The 16,903-nt window shown below is 56.5% G+C and carries 9 protein-coding genes; 8 read left to right on the top strand and 1 reads right to left on the bottom strand.

Annotated elements, in window-relative coordinates; translation table 11 throughout:
• The first annotated feature begins 386 nt into the window (after nucleotides 1–386).
• The 8 genes from AC2FD9_RS17245 (at nucleotide 387) to AC2FD9_RS17210 (ending at nucleotide 13,188) form a co-directional block, all read left to right on the top strand.
• Nucleotides 387–1,358 carry an alpha/beta hydrolase gene (locus tag AC2FD9_RS17245; protein WP_496838058.1) on the top strand — a complete coding sequence of 324 codons (972 nt, stop codon included), beginning with the start codon at nucleotides 387–389 and terminating at the stop codon, nucleotides 1,356–1,358.
• A 169-nt stretch (nucleotides 1,359–1,527) separates the two neighbouring features.
• Nucleotides 1,528–3,108, top strand: coding sequence for an ABC transporter substrate-binding protein (locus AC2FD9_RS17240; protein ID WP_282120968.1), 1,581 nt, complete (start codon nucleotides 1,528–1,530; stop codon nucleotides 3,106–3,108).
• A 126-nt stretch (nucleotides 3,109–3,234) separates the two neighbouring features.
• Nucleotides 3,235–4,800 carry an ABC transporter substrate-binding protein gene (locus AC2FD9_RS17235; protein ID WP_496838056.1) on the top strand — a complete coding sequence of 522 codons (1,566 nt, stop codon included), beginning with the start codon at nucleotides 3,235–3,237 and terminating at the stop codon, nucleotides 4,798–4,800.
• A gap of 173 nt (nucleotides 4,801–4,973) precedes the next feature.
• On the top strand, nucleotides 4,974–5,951 hold the full coding sequence (locus AC2FD9_RS17230; protein ID WP_058273052.1) for an ABC transporter permease: 978 nt from the start codon (nucleotides 4,974–4,976) through the stop codon (nucleotides 5,949–5,951).
• Nucleotides 5,948–6,898: an ABC transporter permease gene (locus AC2FD9_RS17225; protein WP_058273051.1), complete on the top strand. Its 951-nt coding sequence runs from the start codon at nucleotides 5,948–5,950 to the stop codon at nucleotides 6,896–6,898. The genes AC2FD9_RS17230 and AC2FD9_RS17225 overlap by 4 nt, the downstream gene beginning before the upstream one ends.
• A 4-nt stretch (nucleotides 6,899–6,902) precedes the next feature.
• Nucleotides 6,903–8,612 carry an ABC transporter ATP-binding protein gene (locus AC2FD9_RS17220; RefSeq protein ID WP_282170889.1) on the top strand — a complete coding sequence of 570 codons (1,710 nt, stop codon included), beginning with the start codon at nucleotides 6,903–6,905 and terminating at the stop codon, nucleotides 8,610–8,612.
• A gap of 132 nt (nucleotides 8,613–8,744) precedes the next feature.
• Nucleotides 8,745–12,008 (top strand): adenylate/guanylate cyclase domain-containing protein, encoded by a 3,264-nt coding sequence (locus AC2FD9_RS17215; RefSeq protein ID WP_496838053.1) that lies wholly within the window; start codon nucleotides 8,745–8,747, stop codon nucleotides 12,006–12,008.
• 16 nt (nucleotides 12,009–12,024) lie between these two features.
• Complete coding sequence (locus AC2FD9_RS17210; protein WP_496838051.1) at nucleotides 12,025–13,188, top strand: hypothetical protein; 1,164 nt, start codon at nucleotides 12,025–12,027, stop codon at nucleotides 13,186–13,188.
• Here AC2FD9_RS17210 and AC2FD9_RS17205 read toward each other — a convergent pair.
• Nucleotides 13,185–16,823: a flavoprotein gene (locus AC2FD9_RS17205; protein WP_496838049.1), complete on the bottom strand. Its 3,639-nt coding sequence runs from the start codon at nucleotides 16,821–16,823 to the stop codon at nucleotides 13,185–13,187. The genes AC2FD9_RS17210 and AC2FD9_RS17205 overlap by 4 nt on opposite strands.
• Nucleotides 16,824–16,903 lie beyond the last annotated feature (80 nt).

Here is a 16,903-nt window from a genome sequence, read left to right as displayed (position 1 = left end):
CAGAAAACCCCGTCACAAAATGGGGCAGAACAATCAGCCAAATCACTCCATCACTCATAACAACACCAATCAACGCTACAGTGAATTAGGTCGCTTCGGCACAGGACCCAGCCGGAGTCGGATCTTGGCCGTAAGGCCGCCTCTGGAATGGTTAAACCCTGTCGCAGAGCCCCTCGGTCGGCTCTTGATGCCTGATGATGACCGCGAGCTATGAGGCTAAAGCACGGGCGGAGCCGCCCCAGTTTCGTTCAGGGCGTCCATGACCGACCCAATGTGAAACCCTTTGTGTAAATACGACCATAGATACGGTCAGAGTTCCGGGATTTCTGTGTCGCCTATGCGGTTGACTTGTTAGGCTGGTTCCATCCTGAACAGGAGGGGTTTTCATGCTTTTTATAACGAACAGATTTCCAACCCAAAGTATTCGCACCCGTAAAGGACGTCGCTTCACTTTTGATCTGGACAACAACGCACCTTCGAATTCGGTGTTCTATTGTGAAAAAGGCGAGGATGAACACCACACCGAAATTACCAGCAAAGAGCTCTTGCGGCGGGTGCGCGACAGCGATTGCCGTCAGATCCTGTTATACTTGCACGGGTTCAACAACCTGCCCGACGATGTGTTTCAAACAACGGCCGAGCTTCAGCGTCTGTGCGATCAGGCCAAACCCGGTGAAGTGATGTTGTTGCCTCTGATCTGGCCCAGCGACGCCAAGCAGGGGATCGTTCAGAAATACTGGGATGACCAGAAATCCGCGGACCAAAGCGGCTTTTCCTTTGCGCGGGTGCTGGAGCGTTTCCTGGAATGGCGCAACAGTGAGGATAACGAGCCCGAATCTGCCCCCTGCCTGAAACGGATCAACCTGCTGGCGCATTCGATGGGCAATCGGGTTTTGCGCCAGACGTTGATGGAATGGGATCGGTATGATCTGGCGTCGGGCGTGCCGCTGTTGTTTCGCAACACATTCATGGTCGCCGCAGATGTCGTCAATGAAACCGTGCATGAACATGAGCCCGGTGTGCTGGTCAGCCATGCGTCGCGGAATGTGGTTGTTTATTTCGCATCCGACGATCTCGCGCTGCGGGCCAGCAAGGCAGCAAACCTCAAGAACAAAGTGGCGTCTCGCCGTTTGGGACATACGGGGCCAGAGAATATCGATCGAACGCCGCATAACATATTTCAGGTCGACTGTGACGATATCAATACGGCCTATGACACCCCCACCGGCCACAAGTATATTGGTCCGGTTTCGCCGGGCGGCGAGGCGGGCCTGGTGTTCCGGCATATTTTTCAATGTGTCCAATCCGGGCGCGTTTTCCCGGATGATCCGCATCAGCGCTCGGTCATTTTGCGCTGAATCGGGTGTTCGCGATATGTCGGCTTTTCAAATTTGATCGGAAATCCAAATAGTTCACAATCTGGTGTTGCAACCTTCAGAATGATCTGGATGATCAGCACTACCAAGACCGACAAAACCGGTCTGCCGTTCCACGGAACGGTACCAACGAAAAAACGGGGAGATTATAATGATCCTGAAGAACTTGATGATCGCTGCCAGTGCGACCGCATTGATGGCGGGTGCCGCATCGGCGGAAACGCTGCGATGGGCACGTGCTGGTGACGCGCTGACGCTGGATCCGCACTCGCAAAACGAAGGCCCGTCACACACAATACGGCACCAGATGTACGAGCCGCTGATCATTCGCGACGTAACAGGCGCGTTTGAACCTGCGCTGGCGACCGAGTGGGGTCCCAAGGCTGATGACCCGAATGTCTGGGTCTTCAAACTGCGCGAGGGCGTGAAATTCCATGATGGCGCGGACTTCAACGCCGAAGACGTGGTGTTCAGCTTTGAGCGGGCCAAGCAGCCGAATTCGGACATGAAAGAGCTGATCGGTTCGATCACCGAAGTGCGCGCGGTGGACGATTACACCGTCGAGATCGTCACCGATGGTCCGAACCCGATCCTGCCGTCGAACCTGACCAACCTGTTCATTCTGGACAAAGGCTGGGCCGAGGCAAACAACACTGTCAATGTGCAGGATTTCGAGGGTGGCGAGATCACCTTTGCCACCACCAACGCCAACGGTACGGGGCCCTATGTCCTTCAAAGCCGCGAGCCTGACGTCAAAACCGTGATGGTGCGCAACGACAACTATTGGGGCATCGACCAGTTCCCCATGGAAGTGACCGAAATCGTCTATACCCCCATCCAGAACGCCGCGACCCGCGTTGCGGCGATGTTGTCGGGTGAGGTGAACTTCCTGCAGGATATGCCGGTGCAAGACATTGACCGCGTCAATGGCGCCGATGGCCTGATGGTCAAGCAAGCCCCACAGAACCGTGTGATCTTCTTTGGCATGAACCAGGGTGCGGACGATATCGAAGCAGACAACGTAGACGGCAAGAACCCTCTGGCCGATGTGCGCGTGCGTCAGGCGATGTCGATGGCGATCAACCGTGATGCGATCAAGCAGGTCGTTATGCGCGGCCAGTCGCAGCCTGCGGGCATGATCGCACCGCCTTTCGTGAACGGCTGGACCGAAGCGATGGACGGCGAATCCGCCACTAATCTGGAAAAAGCCAAGGAACTGATGGCAGAGGCAGGTTATGCCGATGGCTTCTCGCTCCGGTTGGACTGCCCGAATGATCGATACATCAACGATGAAGGGATCTGTCAGGCGGCCGTGGGGATGTTGGGCCAGATCGGCGTGACTGTGAATCTGGACGCAAAGCCCAAGGCGCAGCACTTCCCGCTGATCACCGATGGCAAGACAGATTTCTACATGCTGGGTTGGGGTGTTCCGACATATGACTCGGAATACATCTTCAACTTCCTTGTCCACGGTCGCGAAGACGACATCGGCACATGGAACGGAACCGGCTATCAGGACGACGCGCTGGACACGAAGATCAAGTCGCTCGCTTCGAACACCGACCTGGACGCCCGGAATGCCGACATCGCCGACATCTGGCGTGTCGTGCAGGATGAGGCGCTTTACATACCCATTCATCACCAGGTTCTGAACTGGGGTATGGCTGACGGTGTCGGCATTGAAGTGGATGCCGAAGACCAGCCCAAGGTCAAATACTTCACCATTAAGTAAGTCAAAACCTTTGACGATCAGACAGGGCGCGATTTTCGCGCCCTGTTTTTTGTTGCGATCTGAGATTTCCTTGCGCATGCGGCAAAAACCAAGAAAACTCAACCACAGAAACAGGGAGACATAACAATGATCCTCAGGAACAGCGCCATTGGCATTGCAATGCTGGCTGCCACCAGTGTTCAAGCTGCAGATTTCAAATGGGCCTCCACCACGGACCCGCAAACCATGGACCCGCACGCGGTCAATTCGGCTCCGGTTCTGGGATTTCTTAACAACGTCTACGAAGGACTGGTCCGCCGCGACAAGGACATGAGCGTTCAGCCCGCCCTGGCTGTCAGCTGGGAGCCGATTGGCGAAGGCGACGGCTGGCGCTTCAAGCTGCGCGAGGGCGTGACCTTCCACGACGGCAGTACCTTTGATGCGCAGGACGTTCTGTTCAGCTATCAGCGCGCCTCGGGCGAGGCTGCGGATACCCGCAGCTGGTTTGCGCCGGTCAGTGAGGTGATCGTGGTCGACGATTATACTGTCGATATCATGACGACCGCGCCGAACCCGTTGTTCCCGTCTTCGATTGCCAACTGGATGATCATGGATCAAGGCTGGACCGAGGCGAATGATGCCGCCGTCCCAGACAAAGAGACCGGCAATTATGCGACGATCAATGCCAATGGCACCGGTGCATTCATGGTCACCGAGCGTGAGCCTGGTCTGAAAACCGTACTGGAGCCTCATGCGGGCTGGTGGGGCGACGTCGAGCACAATATCACCCGCGCCGAGTTTAACCCGATCCAGAACCCTGCGACCGCCGTTGCGGCGCTGTTGTCGGGTGATGTGGATATGATCAACCCGGTGCCAATCCAGGACGTCGCGCGCCTGCAGGAAGACAGTGATGTCGAAGTCATCAAGGGGATCGAGGCCCGCGTGATCATGCTGGGCTTTGATCACGAGGCTGAGACGCTGAAGTATACCGACGATGAGGGCAAGCCGAACCCGTTCCGCGACCCGCGCGTCCGCAGGGCGGTGGCGCAGGCGGTGAATGTCGATGCCATTCTGGCCACCATCATGCGCGGCAATGCCGAAGCGGCCTCGCAATTGGTGAGCCCAGCCATGAGCGGCTATTCTGCGGCCCATGCCGAACGTCCCGCATTTGACGTTGAGGGTGCCAAGGCTCTGCTGGCCGAGGCAGGCTACGCCGATGGATTCTCATTTGGACTGAAATGCCCCAATGACCGCTATCTGAACGACGAAGCGGTGTGTCAGGCAGTAGTCAGCATGCTGGCCCAGATCGGGATCACGGCCGAGCTGGAAGCGATGCCTGTGCGCAATTACTGGCCCGAGCTGCGCGAGGATAACTATGACATGTACCTGCTGGGCTGGAGCCCCGGCACATTTGACGCCGAACACCCGGTCCGGTTCCTAGTCGCGACGCCAAACGAAGAGAAAAAGCTGGGCAGCTGGAACTTCGGCGGCTTCTCGAACGCACGCGTGGATGAACTGCTGCCTGCCATCCAATCCGAGCTGGATGAGACTAAGCGTCAGGCCATGCTGGACGAAGTGGCTAAGATCATTCAGGACGAACAGGTCTATGTGCCCATGTATGTTCAGCCACTGGTCTGGGGCACGCGCAGCAATGTCGAGCTGACACAGCGCCCCGACAACTTCTTTTTGCTGCGCTGGGTGACCGTAAACTGAAGACGTTTTAGCATTGGATTGGCGAGGGCCGGTTCGGCGCCGCCAATCCGCAACGTACCCTGCTCAAAGCCGATGACGCAGGAAATAAGGATCGCTCTGATACCATCCCGTTAGCGATACCTTGACCATTTAGCCGACCCGTGCATAGAGAAGCGGATCAATGGGGAAAGTGAATGTTCGCATATATCGTCCGAAGGATGCTCCAATCCGTGATCGTACTGCTGGTCGTGGGTCTGGTCGCATTCTCTATGTTCCGGTTTGTCGGCGATCCGATCGACAACATGCTTGGTCAGGAGCGTACGCAAGCCGATATCGACCGGCTGCGGGCTGAACTGGGGCTGGATCAGCCGTTTCCGGTTCAGTACTACAAGTTTCTGAAAAATGCCGTTCAAGGCAATTTCGGTGTGTCTTATCGTCAGGGACGTCCTGTCTCGACCATCATAGCCGAGCGCGCGCCGGCCACACTGGAACTGGCTTTTGTTTCCGGCTTTCTGGCAATCACCATGGGGATTGCGCTGGGCGTGTTCACAGCCATCCGACGACAAGGGATTGCTGCGAATGTCATCATGACCGTTTCCCTGATCGGGGTGTCCCTACCGACTTTCCTGATCGGGATCTTATTGATCTACATTTTCTCGGTTGAATTAGACCTCTTACCCAGCTTCGGGAGGGGCGAGACCGTTATGATTGGCAACTGGTCCACCGGCTTCTTGACGACTTCTGGCCTCAAGGCGCTGATCCTGCCTGCGATTACGCTGGGTCTGTATCAGATGACGCTGATCATGCGCCTGGTCCGGTCGGAAATGCTTGAGGTGTTGCGCGCCGATTATGTCCGGTTTGCACGCGCTCGCGGTTTGTCGGACCGGGTGATCAACTTCCGCCACGCGCTAAAGAACACTATGGTTCCCGTGATCACGATCACCGGTCTGCAGCTGGGCTCGATCATCGCGTTCGCCATCATCACCGAGACGGTGTTCCAATGGCCGGGTGTTGGCCTGCTGTTCATCAACGCGATCCAGTTTGTCGATATCCCTGTCATGGCCGCTTATCTGATGTTGATTTCGGTCATGTTCGTTTCGATCAACCTGATCGTCGATCTTCTTTATTATGCCATTGACCCGCGCCTGCGTGTCGACGCGAGGGCCACATGACCGATACCATCGAAACTCCGACCGCCCCCACCAAATCGCGATTTGCCAAGTTCTGGGACAGCGATTTTGCGTGGTCCTTCCGGCATTCTCCGGTTGCCTTGATCGCCTCACTGGTGGTGCTGATCCTTTTGCTGGCCGCCGTTTTTGCCCCGGTCATCGCACCATATAATCCGTTTGATCCGGCATCGCTAAACCTGATGAACGGCTTTACGCCGCCGGGCACGCCCAATGCCTTTACGCAGGAAACCTTCTTTTTGGGGACCGACGATCAGGGACGCGATGTATTCTCGACCATTCTATATGGCATGCGCATCTCATTGTTTGTCGGCGTGTCAGCCGTGATGCTGGCGCTGATCATAGGTGTCATCCTTGGGCTGGTTGCAGCGTATTTTGGCGGTTGGGTCGAGACGCTCATCATGCGGATTGCCGATGTGCAGCTGACCTTCCCGGCCATTCTGGTTGCGATGCTCATCTTTGGTATCGCCAAGGGGGTTACGCCCCCCGAATACCGCAACGAGATGGCGATTTATGTTCTGATCATCGCGATTGCCCTGTCCGATTGGGTGCAATTTGCGCGGGTCGTACGCGGCGCTGCGCTGGTGGAAAAGAACAAGGAATACGTACAGGCCGCCCGTCTGATCGGGCGCGGGCCAATTCCGATCATGTTTCGCCATATACTGCCCAATGTTCTCAGCCCGGTTCTGGTTATTGCCACGATTTCGCTGGCGCTGGCGATTATCGCCGAGGCAACGCTCAGCTTTCTGGGCGTGGGTGCACCGCCGACCCAGCCGTCGCTGGGAACACTGATCCGTATCGGACAGGGCTTCCTGTTCTCGGGTGAGTGGTGGATCCTGTTCTTCCCGGCCTGCACCCTTCTGGCGCTGGCCCTGTCTGTCAACCTGCTGGGCGACTGGCTGCGCGACGCGCTGAACCCCAAGCTGCGGTGATAACATGAGCCTTCTGACGATCAACGACCTGACGGTCGAATTCCCGACGCGCCGCCAACTGTTTACCGCCGTGGACCACGTGGACCTGTCCGTTGAACCGGGCGAGATCCACGGTCTGGTGGGCGAATCCGGTGCGGGCAAATCCACAATCGGAGCGGCCATCATGGGTTTGCTGGACCGGCCCGGCCGGATTGCCAGCGGCACCATCAAGCTGAGCGGCGACCAGATCAGCGGTCTGGATGCCGTCGCAATGCGCGGCCTGCGTGGCAAGAAAATCTCGATGATCTTCCAGGATCCTCTGACCTCGCTGAACCCGTTGTTTACCGTGCGCGAACAGCTGACCGAGACGATCCAGGCCCATCTGGGCGGAACGGATGCCGAGGCGAACCAGCGTGCCCGTGATCTGATCGACAGGGTGGGCATTCCTGACCCGGACACGCGGCTGGACCAATATCCGCACCAGTTCTCAGGTGGGATGCGGCAGCGTGTGGTCATCGCTCTTGCGCTGTGCACCGAGCCGGACGTGATTATCGCGGATGAACCGACCACGGCGTTGGACGTGTCCGTTCAGGCGCAGATTCTGGACCTGATCAAAGAGCTGGCGCTGGAACGGCAGGTTGGCGTTATCCTGATCACTCACGACATGGGCGTGATCGCGGATACCACGGACAAGGTGACGGTCATGTATGCGGGCAAGGTGGTGGAAACCGGCCCGACGTCTCAGGTCATGGGTCAGCCCACGCACGAATACACCAAGTCACTGATCGCCGCTGTTCCGCGCCCGACTCTGAAACTGCACCGCTTTCCGCAGATCAGCTATGGCGGGCGTGAGACCCGTTTTGCCATCGACGATATGGCCCGGCACTGGCCCAAGGTGGACAACGACACCAGCAAACCGGTGTTCGAAATCCGCAATCTGACCAAGAAGTTCCTGCAGCGCAAAGGCCTGCTGCCGTGGGACCGCACTTATTTCACCGCCGTTGACGACGTAAGCTTCGACATTCGTGCGGGTGAGGTGTTCGGGGTCGTGGGTGAATCCGGCTCTGGCAAGTCTACCATCGCGCGGATGATCGCGGGGCTGTACCCGGTTGATGGCGGTACGATCACCTTTGAGGGGCAGGTGGTCAGTGATCTGACCAACAGGGCCGCTTTGGATGCCTATCGCAAGAACATCCAGATGATCTTCCAGGACCCTTATTCGTCGCTGAACCCCCGGATGCGGGTCGACGATATCGTGGCCGAACCGATCCGCCATCATAAGCTGATGGAAGGGTCCGACATCAAGCGCCGCGTGGACGAGCTTTTGGATCAGGTCGGGCTGGGCCATGAGGCCGGGCTGAAATACCCGCACGAATTCTCGGGCGGTCAGCGACAGCGGATCTCGATTGCCCGCGCGCTGGCAACGCAGCCGCGGTTCCTGATCTGTGACGAACCGACCAGCGCGCTGGACGTGTCAATTCAGGCGCAAATCCTGAACATCCTGAAAGATTTGCAGGAACATCTGGGCCTGACGCTGCTGTTTATCAGCCACGACCTGCCGGTGGTGCGTCAGATGTGTGATCGGGTGGCCGTGATGAAGCAGGGCAAGGTGGTTGAACTTCAAGAAACCAACGAACTCTTCGCCAACCCGCAGACCGAATATGCAAACGAGCTGCTGCGGTTAATGCCGAAACTGGACGATCTGTCGACGGACGGGCTAGAGGCCGAGATCTAATTCCAAAAACCCAATTGCCCGTCACGCGGGCAATTGGGTGTGCATATACATTAAAATATTCAAACTTTGCAGACTCATCCGGGTCTGTTGTGCTACGTCTGTCTTTGGAGTTGGGGGCTTCAGAGGGGCGAAATGTCTCAGGACCTTAGGGACTGGCTAAGCGCACTTGGATTATCTGACTACGCGCAGGCCTTTTTGGATAACAAAATTGATTTTGGAATTTTACCCGATTTGACGGGTGAAGACCTGATCGAAATCGGAGTCACTGCTGTCGGCGACCGCCGGCGGCTTTTGCGCGCGATTGCCGAGCTTGAGACGTTCGAAACCGCTCCGCCATTTCAGCCTGAGGAATCGCTGGAGCCTGCGAAGCGCCAGGTGACAGTCATGTTCGCCGATCTGACCGGTTTTACCCGGTTGACCAGTGAACTGGATGCCGAAGACATGCACGCGCTGCTCAACGCGTTTTTCACCAGGGTGGACAAGGTCGTCGAAAAATACGGTGGCCGGATCGACAAGCATATTGGCGATGCGGTCATGGCCGTGTTCGGCGCGCCAATCTCGCACACGAATGATACCGAACGAGCCGCACGGGCCGCGCTGGAAATTCACACGGTTCTGCCCGGCCTGAACCCTCCGCTGACCTGCCATATCGGGATTGCATCAGGACAGGTGATTGCCAGTACGACAGGCAGTCAGGCCCATACGGAATACACTGTGACAGGTGATGGTGTGAACCTGGCGTCGCGCATCACCGACATGGCAGCGCCGGGGGAAACTCTGGTTTCACATGACATTCAGCGTGCGTTAGGGCCGCTTTTCGTCGGTGAATCGATGGGCGAAAAGGCGATTAAAGGCCTTGGTGATCCGGTTGAGCTGTGGCGGCTGGACCGGATGGCGCGCAACATCCGGTCGCGCAGGCATCGCTTTGTGGGCCGCGAGCGAGAGCTGTCCCTGTTTTCGGCAACGTTCGATCGATGCCAGCGGCACGGTAAGGGTGAAGTCCATATCGTACTGGGCGAGCCGGGCATCGGCAAAACCCACCTGTCGGAACAGGTGGCTGAGCTGGCCGACGGCCTGTCCTATTCCGTCCACAATGGCGTGGTCATGGATTTCGGCGCGCGCGAGGGGCATTCAGCTATCCAATCCGTGACACGCAGTATTCTGGGGCTGGAGCCGACGGATGATACGGAAACCTGTGCATCTGTCGCGAAGGATGCAATTAGCAAGGGTTGGGTAACAGCGGCGAATGCCGCGCATCTGAATGCGCTGCTTGAGCTTGAACAAGACCCCGGTCTGGCCGAGGTCTATGCGGTGATGGACAATGCAACCCGTCTGCGGGGGCGGCGTCAGGTCATCGACGACCTGATTTCGGCCCGCAGCCAGGAAACGCCTTTGTTGATCCATATCGAGGATATCCACTGGGCTTCACCCGAGATCCTGACAGCTTGCGCCCATATCGCGGCGATGACACGTAATCTGCCCTGCGTGTTGCTAATGACCAGCCGCGTGGAAGGCGATCCGATCGACCGCGAATGGCAAATTGCGACGGATGGTGCCCTGATATCCAAGCTGGAACTGGCGCCGATGGGGGACGAACAAGCCCGACAACTGGTCGAAGAGTTCACCGGGATCGATCCTGAACTGTTAGACGCCTGCGTGAAACGCGCCGGGGGCAATCCGCTGTTTCTTGAGCAGTTATTGCGCAATATCGATGTGCTGAAACAGGAATCCGTTCCCGGCAGCATTCAGGGCATTGTTCAGTCCCGTCTGGATTCGCTGGACCGGACCAGCCGGACGTCGATTCAAGCGGCATCCGTGCTGGGGCAGAGATTTTCGCCCGAGGTTTTGAATTTCCTACTGGGCGAAGGGCATCTGGATACCTCGACTCTGATCCGCTCGGCCCTGATCCGCGAGGCTGAGGCCGATCTGATGTTTGCCCACGCGCTGATCCGCGACGGATCTTATGCAACTTTGGTGAAATCCGAACGCGCGCGCCTGCATCGTCAGGCCGCGAGTTGGTTTGAGGACCGTGACGCCACCCTGCGGGCGCAGCATCTGGATCGCGCGGGTGCAACCCATGCGGCCCAGGCTTATCTGGAAGCCGCGGACAAGCTGATACAAGTCTTTCAGTTCGACGATGCCAGCCCATTGATCGAACGGGGGCTGGAACTGCCAGCACCCGCAGGGGTTCGCTTTGATCTGTTCTGCGCCCGGGGTGAGACGCACCGGTTGCAGGGCCTGTCCAACGATGCCCTGCGAGAATTCAAAGAGGCCGCAGAACTGGCCGAGACGGATGAACAAATCTGCCGCGCACAAATCGGCCTGGCGCAGGCCGCGCGGCAGGCCAGCTTGTATCAGGAAGCACTGGAAAGTCTGGACATTGCCGAGGCAGCTGCGGAACGCTGTGGGTCTGACCGCGACATTGCCCAGATCAACTATGTGCGTGGCAATGTATACTTCCCGCTGGGGCAGGTGACAAAGGCGCTTGAGAGTAATGAAAAGGCTCTAACACTGGCCAGAAAGCTTGAATCCGCGCGACTTGAAGTTGGCGCGCTCAGTGGATTTGGCGACGCCAATTTCATGAATGCCACGATGCAGACCGCAACGAGATTCTACACGCAGGCGGTCGAACGGGCGCGGGAAAAGGGTTTGGTCCGTGATTTGGCCGCAAACCTGCACAATCTGAGCGTCGCGCGCAGCTATACCGGCGATGTAGCGCAAGGAAAGTTGGATGCGCAGGAAGCCATCGAGGTGTCACAGAAGTATTTCGCCTTTGTTCCGGAATGCGTGGCACAAACTTGTTTGGGTGTCGCGCACACCTTTTTAGGGGAAATAGATCAGGCGCTGGACGTCTTTACCCTGTCTGCCGAGATCGCAAACCGCGTTGGCGCGAAACGCCTTGAGGCGCAGGCGCTGGAACACCTTGCCCGCACGCAGGTCTATGCCGGACAACTGGAACAGGCGCGCGAAACCGGTCGCCGCGCGGTCGACATTGCCCTTGAACACGGTCGGAATTTTGTCGGACCAAAAGCGCTGTCAGCTTTGGCCATGGCCGAAGAGGACCCAACTGCGCAGGATGAAAACCTAAAGCTTGGCGAGAAGATCATCGCCGAAGGCTGTGTTGGCCATAGCCACCTGCATTTCTATACGGACGCCGCTGCCGTCATGTTGGCGCGCAAGCAGTGGGACGAAGCCACGCGGTACGCAGATGCCTTGGCCGATTTCACAGCGGATGAGCCCTTGCCGATGGTTGATCTGTCGATCCTGCAGGCTCGAACACTGGCTGAATGCGGGGGTTGGGGCATCCCTTTGACGGCCCATGAAGGGTTCGATGAATTGAAGGCGCGGTTTCAGAACCTGGGCATCAAACAATCGCTGGTCGGGCCGCTGGACTAATCAGGTGAGGGGCTGAATGAGCATAGAAAAGAAAGTCTGGCTGATCTCGGGTTTTGTTACGCTGGGTCTGGCCCTTGTTCTGTTCAAACTCTGGATTGAACTGAACCATTTCGACGAGGATCCGACGCAACTGCCAGATCAGGCGTCGGTCGACGCTTATCTGCAAGACCTTCCCAATTTGCCAGGCTATCAGGTCAAAACTGGCATATTCATCAAATCTTTCAGTTTTACCGGTGCCAGCGATGTGCATGTCAGCGGCTATATCTGGCAGCATTATGAGGACGGTGTGCATGACGCCATCAAACCAGCCGAAGGCGAAGTGGGGTTCATCCTGCCGGAAGCTGCCGAGGCAGCGAGTGGCCTGATTGAAGAAGCCTACAGGATAGATCAGGGCGGGTCCGAGTTGATCGGCTGGTATTTTGAACAGACCCTGCGCCAGGCCTTTGACTATACCAGCTATCCTTTTGACCACAAAACCGTCTGGGTCCGATTCTGGCCGGGCGAGTTTGACGTCAATGTGGCTCTAATCCCCGACTTTTCGGCATATCCGGCCACTGGGCCGGACGATATCTTTGGTATCGACAACCGGATCGTCATGGGAACATGGGAGCGTGAAAACACATATTTCGACTATCGCCTGTCCGATCTGGATACGACCCTGGGCATCGGCAAGAACGAATATCAGACCAACCTGCCCGAGCTGCACTATAACTTCGTCATCAAACGGAACTTTGCGAATGCTTTTATCGTTCACATGATCCCCCTGATTGTTGTGACGATGCTGTTGTTCGGGGCCGTCATGACAGTCACGCGACGCCCCAATCTGGTGGAACGGCACGATTTCAGTACGTCCAGCGTTATCGGCACCTGCTCGGTCCTGTTTTTCGTGATCCTGCTGGCGCATGTACAATTGCGTGAAGGGTTCGCCGGATCGCCTGTGATCTACATGGAATCGTTCTTTTTCCTGATGTATTTCCTGCTGCTGGCAGTGTCGGTAAACACCTACTTCTTTGCAGCCGAGGCCGTGCCGTCCCTGTGGTTCATCCACTATAAAGACAACCTAATACCCAAGGCCTTTTTCTGGCCCTTTGTCCTGTCGTGCATGGTGATCATCACGGCCTATAACCTCAGCCTCAAGGACAGCCCTAAGGATGAGGTCGGGATACAGGTTCAAAACTAGGCGGGCGGCTGCCATCCGGGTTTTAATGTGCCTGTGGCCATGTCCAGCGTGTATTCCCCGACAACCCCGGCTGCGCCCTTCTCCAACTGATCCAGATACTTGGTGGGCTGCGCGATCACATAGGCATATGCGGGTTTCATTACGCCCTCGATCAGCACGTTGATCCGCTTACGGACGTAGACGTTCTCGGGTGATCCAGGTTCGTAAAAACCTTCGAGCTTGTCGAGTTCTTTCATACCGGACGAAGTCACCCGATACACCTCTCCGTGGATCGGTTTGCCACGGCCTTTCTGGTCGACCAGCGTGGCCATCCGATGCAGGTAACCACAATTCGGATTATCGCAATGCGGCTCATGCGGCACGATTAGGGGCATTCGCTGTCGGGTCACGGCCTTGCCAACGAAATCGCCCAGCACATCTGCGTGGGCTTCGTGGTTTGGGAAGCCTTTCTTCAACGAGCCATAGGTGAAGTAGAGATAGGTACGTTCACGGTCATCTACGACATCGTCTTCGCTCTCTTCCTCGATCTCCGCAAGCGTGTGGCTGTTAGCCCAGTCATCCAGCATGGTCAGCACTTTACTCGAGATTTTGGCTTCATTGACGTCCTCGGCGTTTTTGGGGCTTTGCAGGAAGTGGATGCACGAACTTGCGTCAATGCCATCTGCGGCCAACAGAGTTTTGACCATATCAACCGAGTTGTTCATCACCGCCACGTGCAGGCTGGTAAACCCATGGTCGTTGGTCGCATTCACGTTGATGCCGCGCCGTATCAGCTCTTGCGCGGCCTCAATGTCAGGTTTGCCCAAGCCCTTTCCGTTTTCATGCAACTCACCTTCGCCGCCAGCTGCGTAATGCAACAGCGTATCGCCATTGTGCTCATCCACGATGTCGATCCCGGCCATCCCGTTTTCAATCGCGTCGAAAACACGGCGCCATTGCGCGAACTCATCCGAAGCTGCGGCCTCTTGCGCCCATTTGCAGATGTTGTGTTCCTGATCGGCCAGTTCCTCGAACGCTTCGTCCAGAACTTCCATGATCTGGTCCGGGGTGGCCATCATACCGATCCCCATCATGCCGTTCGACAATCGCCCTTTGCGGGGACCGACCAAATCAACACCCAGATCGCGCAGCTTTTCGACATTCCTTTGGGTTGTGACGTTGTTCCACATGTTGGTGTTACACGCCGGGCAAAGGATCGCCGGTTTGTTCCGGTACTGCCAGGCGACAAAGACCGAGGTCAGCAGATTGTCGGCAATCCCATTGGCGATCTTGCCCATTGTATTGCAGGTCACGGGCGCCACGATCACGCAATCGGCCCAATCACACAACGCAAGATGCGAGGCTCGCAGCGGCATGCCGAACTTGGTGTATCGAAAGTTCCATTCGTCGTCGTCGCGGTAATAGTCGTTGTGAGAGATATAGTCCTCGACCTTCTCGGGCTCATATCCCCTTTCAATCTCGACATCCGCTTCAATCTCAATATCGCGAAAGAACCTTTCAGCGGACACGGAAGGGATCAGTTTCACATTGTGGCCGGCATCGGTGATTTTCTTCACCAGTTGCGGCACCTTGTCCGCCGCCGATGATCCGCAAGCACACAGCAACACGTTGCGCTTTTCGCTGGGGGCATCGGTCAGCCCGCCCTTGGGGTACCCAAAGATGTTCTTGTCCAAGCTGGGGGATTCATGACGCAGCAGAACCGGCAACCCGGCCTTTTCCACGTCCTTCTGAAATTCACCTTTCAGGATACTGTCAACGATGTCGTTTCGCCGGCCCAGACAAACGCCATTGAAAAACAGATACGGAACGGTTTCCTTACCGGTTCGGGCGATCAGTTGCCGGCGCATTTTCATAACATTTGCACCATGCCCCTCGACATCAATCAGCTTGATGTCGGTGATGCCGATATTGGCCAGGATACTGCGCAGCATGTAGGACCAGGGGTCTTCATCCGCATAAAAAAGAACAAGCGGGTTGTTTTTGACGACCTGGTCTACATCGCTGGGGTCTTCGGGCGGATCGTGTTTTTCGATCACGAGCAAGGCCGGGTCCTTGAGGTCTCGAAGGCCGCGGAACAAATGCCCGCGCGGTGCTTGCCATACCTGTGAGGTTGCGGGGCTCATGTCCACAACCGTCACCATATCGGTTGCCTCTTTATAAGCGATACACAGGCACCAGAACTCCTCCAACAGGGCCGTTTCACGGAACGCATTCTTTGGGGGACAAATGACCTCAGACCCCAGTACCTTATTGAAATCGATATTGATCATCAGATGACGACAATCTTTGTGTTCGTTCAGGCCTAGCAATTGGTAGCGGAACCAGTCTTCGGGTGATCTGATGCTTTTGTCCGAACGATTGGCATAGCTGCGGAAAGAGCTGCCCAGATGCACGTCCGGTTCCTGACTTAGGTACCGTTGCGCCATCGCGTGCATTTCCCGGGCTGTCGACACACGGCTAAGCGCTTCGGCCAAATCGGTTTGCGTTGCCCTTAGCAGTTTATCCTCGTCAACCTGTTCATCCCCAAGGATGGCCAGGCTTTCCGCAAGAACGCCCATCGAATTCATGTTCGGGCTGGCCCGCCTGAACAGGTTGCGCCGCATTTTAGGGTCCTTGGCCAGGTATTCCGTACTGTCGACATAATTGCAGTCCTGCTTCAGGGTTTGCAGGTATGTTTTGACTGCGTCTAGCGCCGAAAACCGCAGCATCCCCCGTGATCGCATCGATGTTCCATCGCGGTCGGTCATCCCGGCCCACAGACGATCAATGGTTGTCACCCATAGCTTGCCGTACTTTTCCGGGTGAACGTCCATCATATGCACAAGGCCGGTGCTTGGGTTGCACTTTGCGATAATGGCAAAATGGCCGCCCGGCATGTTCTCCTTGCCATGTGCGACACCGACTTGAAAGTTCGCCACAAGAATATCGTTCTTTCCACCCAGCCGATTGGATTCGTCTATTGCCTCAAGCAGCAGATCCACGGATGTCGTGGCCTCATCCATGAAATAGGCCTGCACCTGAATGACATCGCGCAGGTCCTGAGTATGGATGAATGTGCAGGCAACATCGAAAAGTTCGCCCAGCGATATTCCGTCGTTTACGACAAACGAGGTCGGTAAGCCGCATTCGCGAAAGATGTCGTTGACTTCGTAGCTGAACCCAAGCGCCGACATGCTAAGGGCTGCAGCGGTCACGCTGCAGCAATTGATCGGCTGTTGATAGTTCTTCAGATGCACACTGACCAGATCGCCAAACAGCGTATCTTCACAGGCATCCTTGATCTTTTTCGGGATTGCCTTCCATTGGTGTTTGGGCAGATAGGCCAATCGGGTGCCCGGAGTGGCCAGCGCCTGAAGACTGACGGGAATGTCCTCGATTTCGAGATGTTCTTCGTAAAAATAGTCCCCGGTGTCTGCGGTCGCGAGAACCGCTTTGTCCTGCCGGAGCTGAACCATGCCGCCAAGGACCACAAACATACCCTCAGAGGGCAGGACCATCTCTTCGGATACTTCGTAGAACTCGAATTTCGAATGAATGACTGATGGATCCTTGGATGGCAGAACCTCGTCTATCAATTTCAGATCGTCTTGGGATGGATTGAATGATTGAGAGCTTTCAATTGGATCTTTAGGCACGTCTTGTCCCCCCTGAACTTCGCCGTGAAAATTGTCAAAGACCCAACGCAGAAGCTTGTTTTTGGGTCAGGCACCCATCG

The sequence above is a fragment of the Ruegeria sp. YTSC230 genome (assembly GCF_059609665.1).
This window is presented reverse-complemented; position numbering and strand designations above follow the sequence as displayed.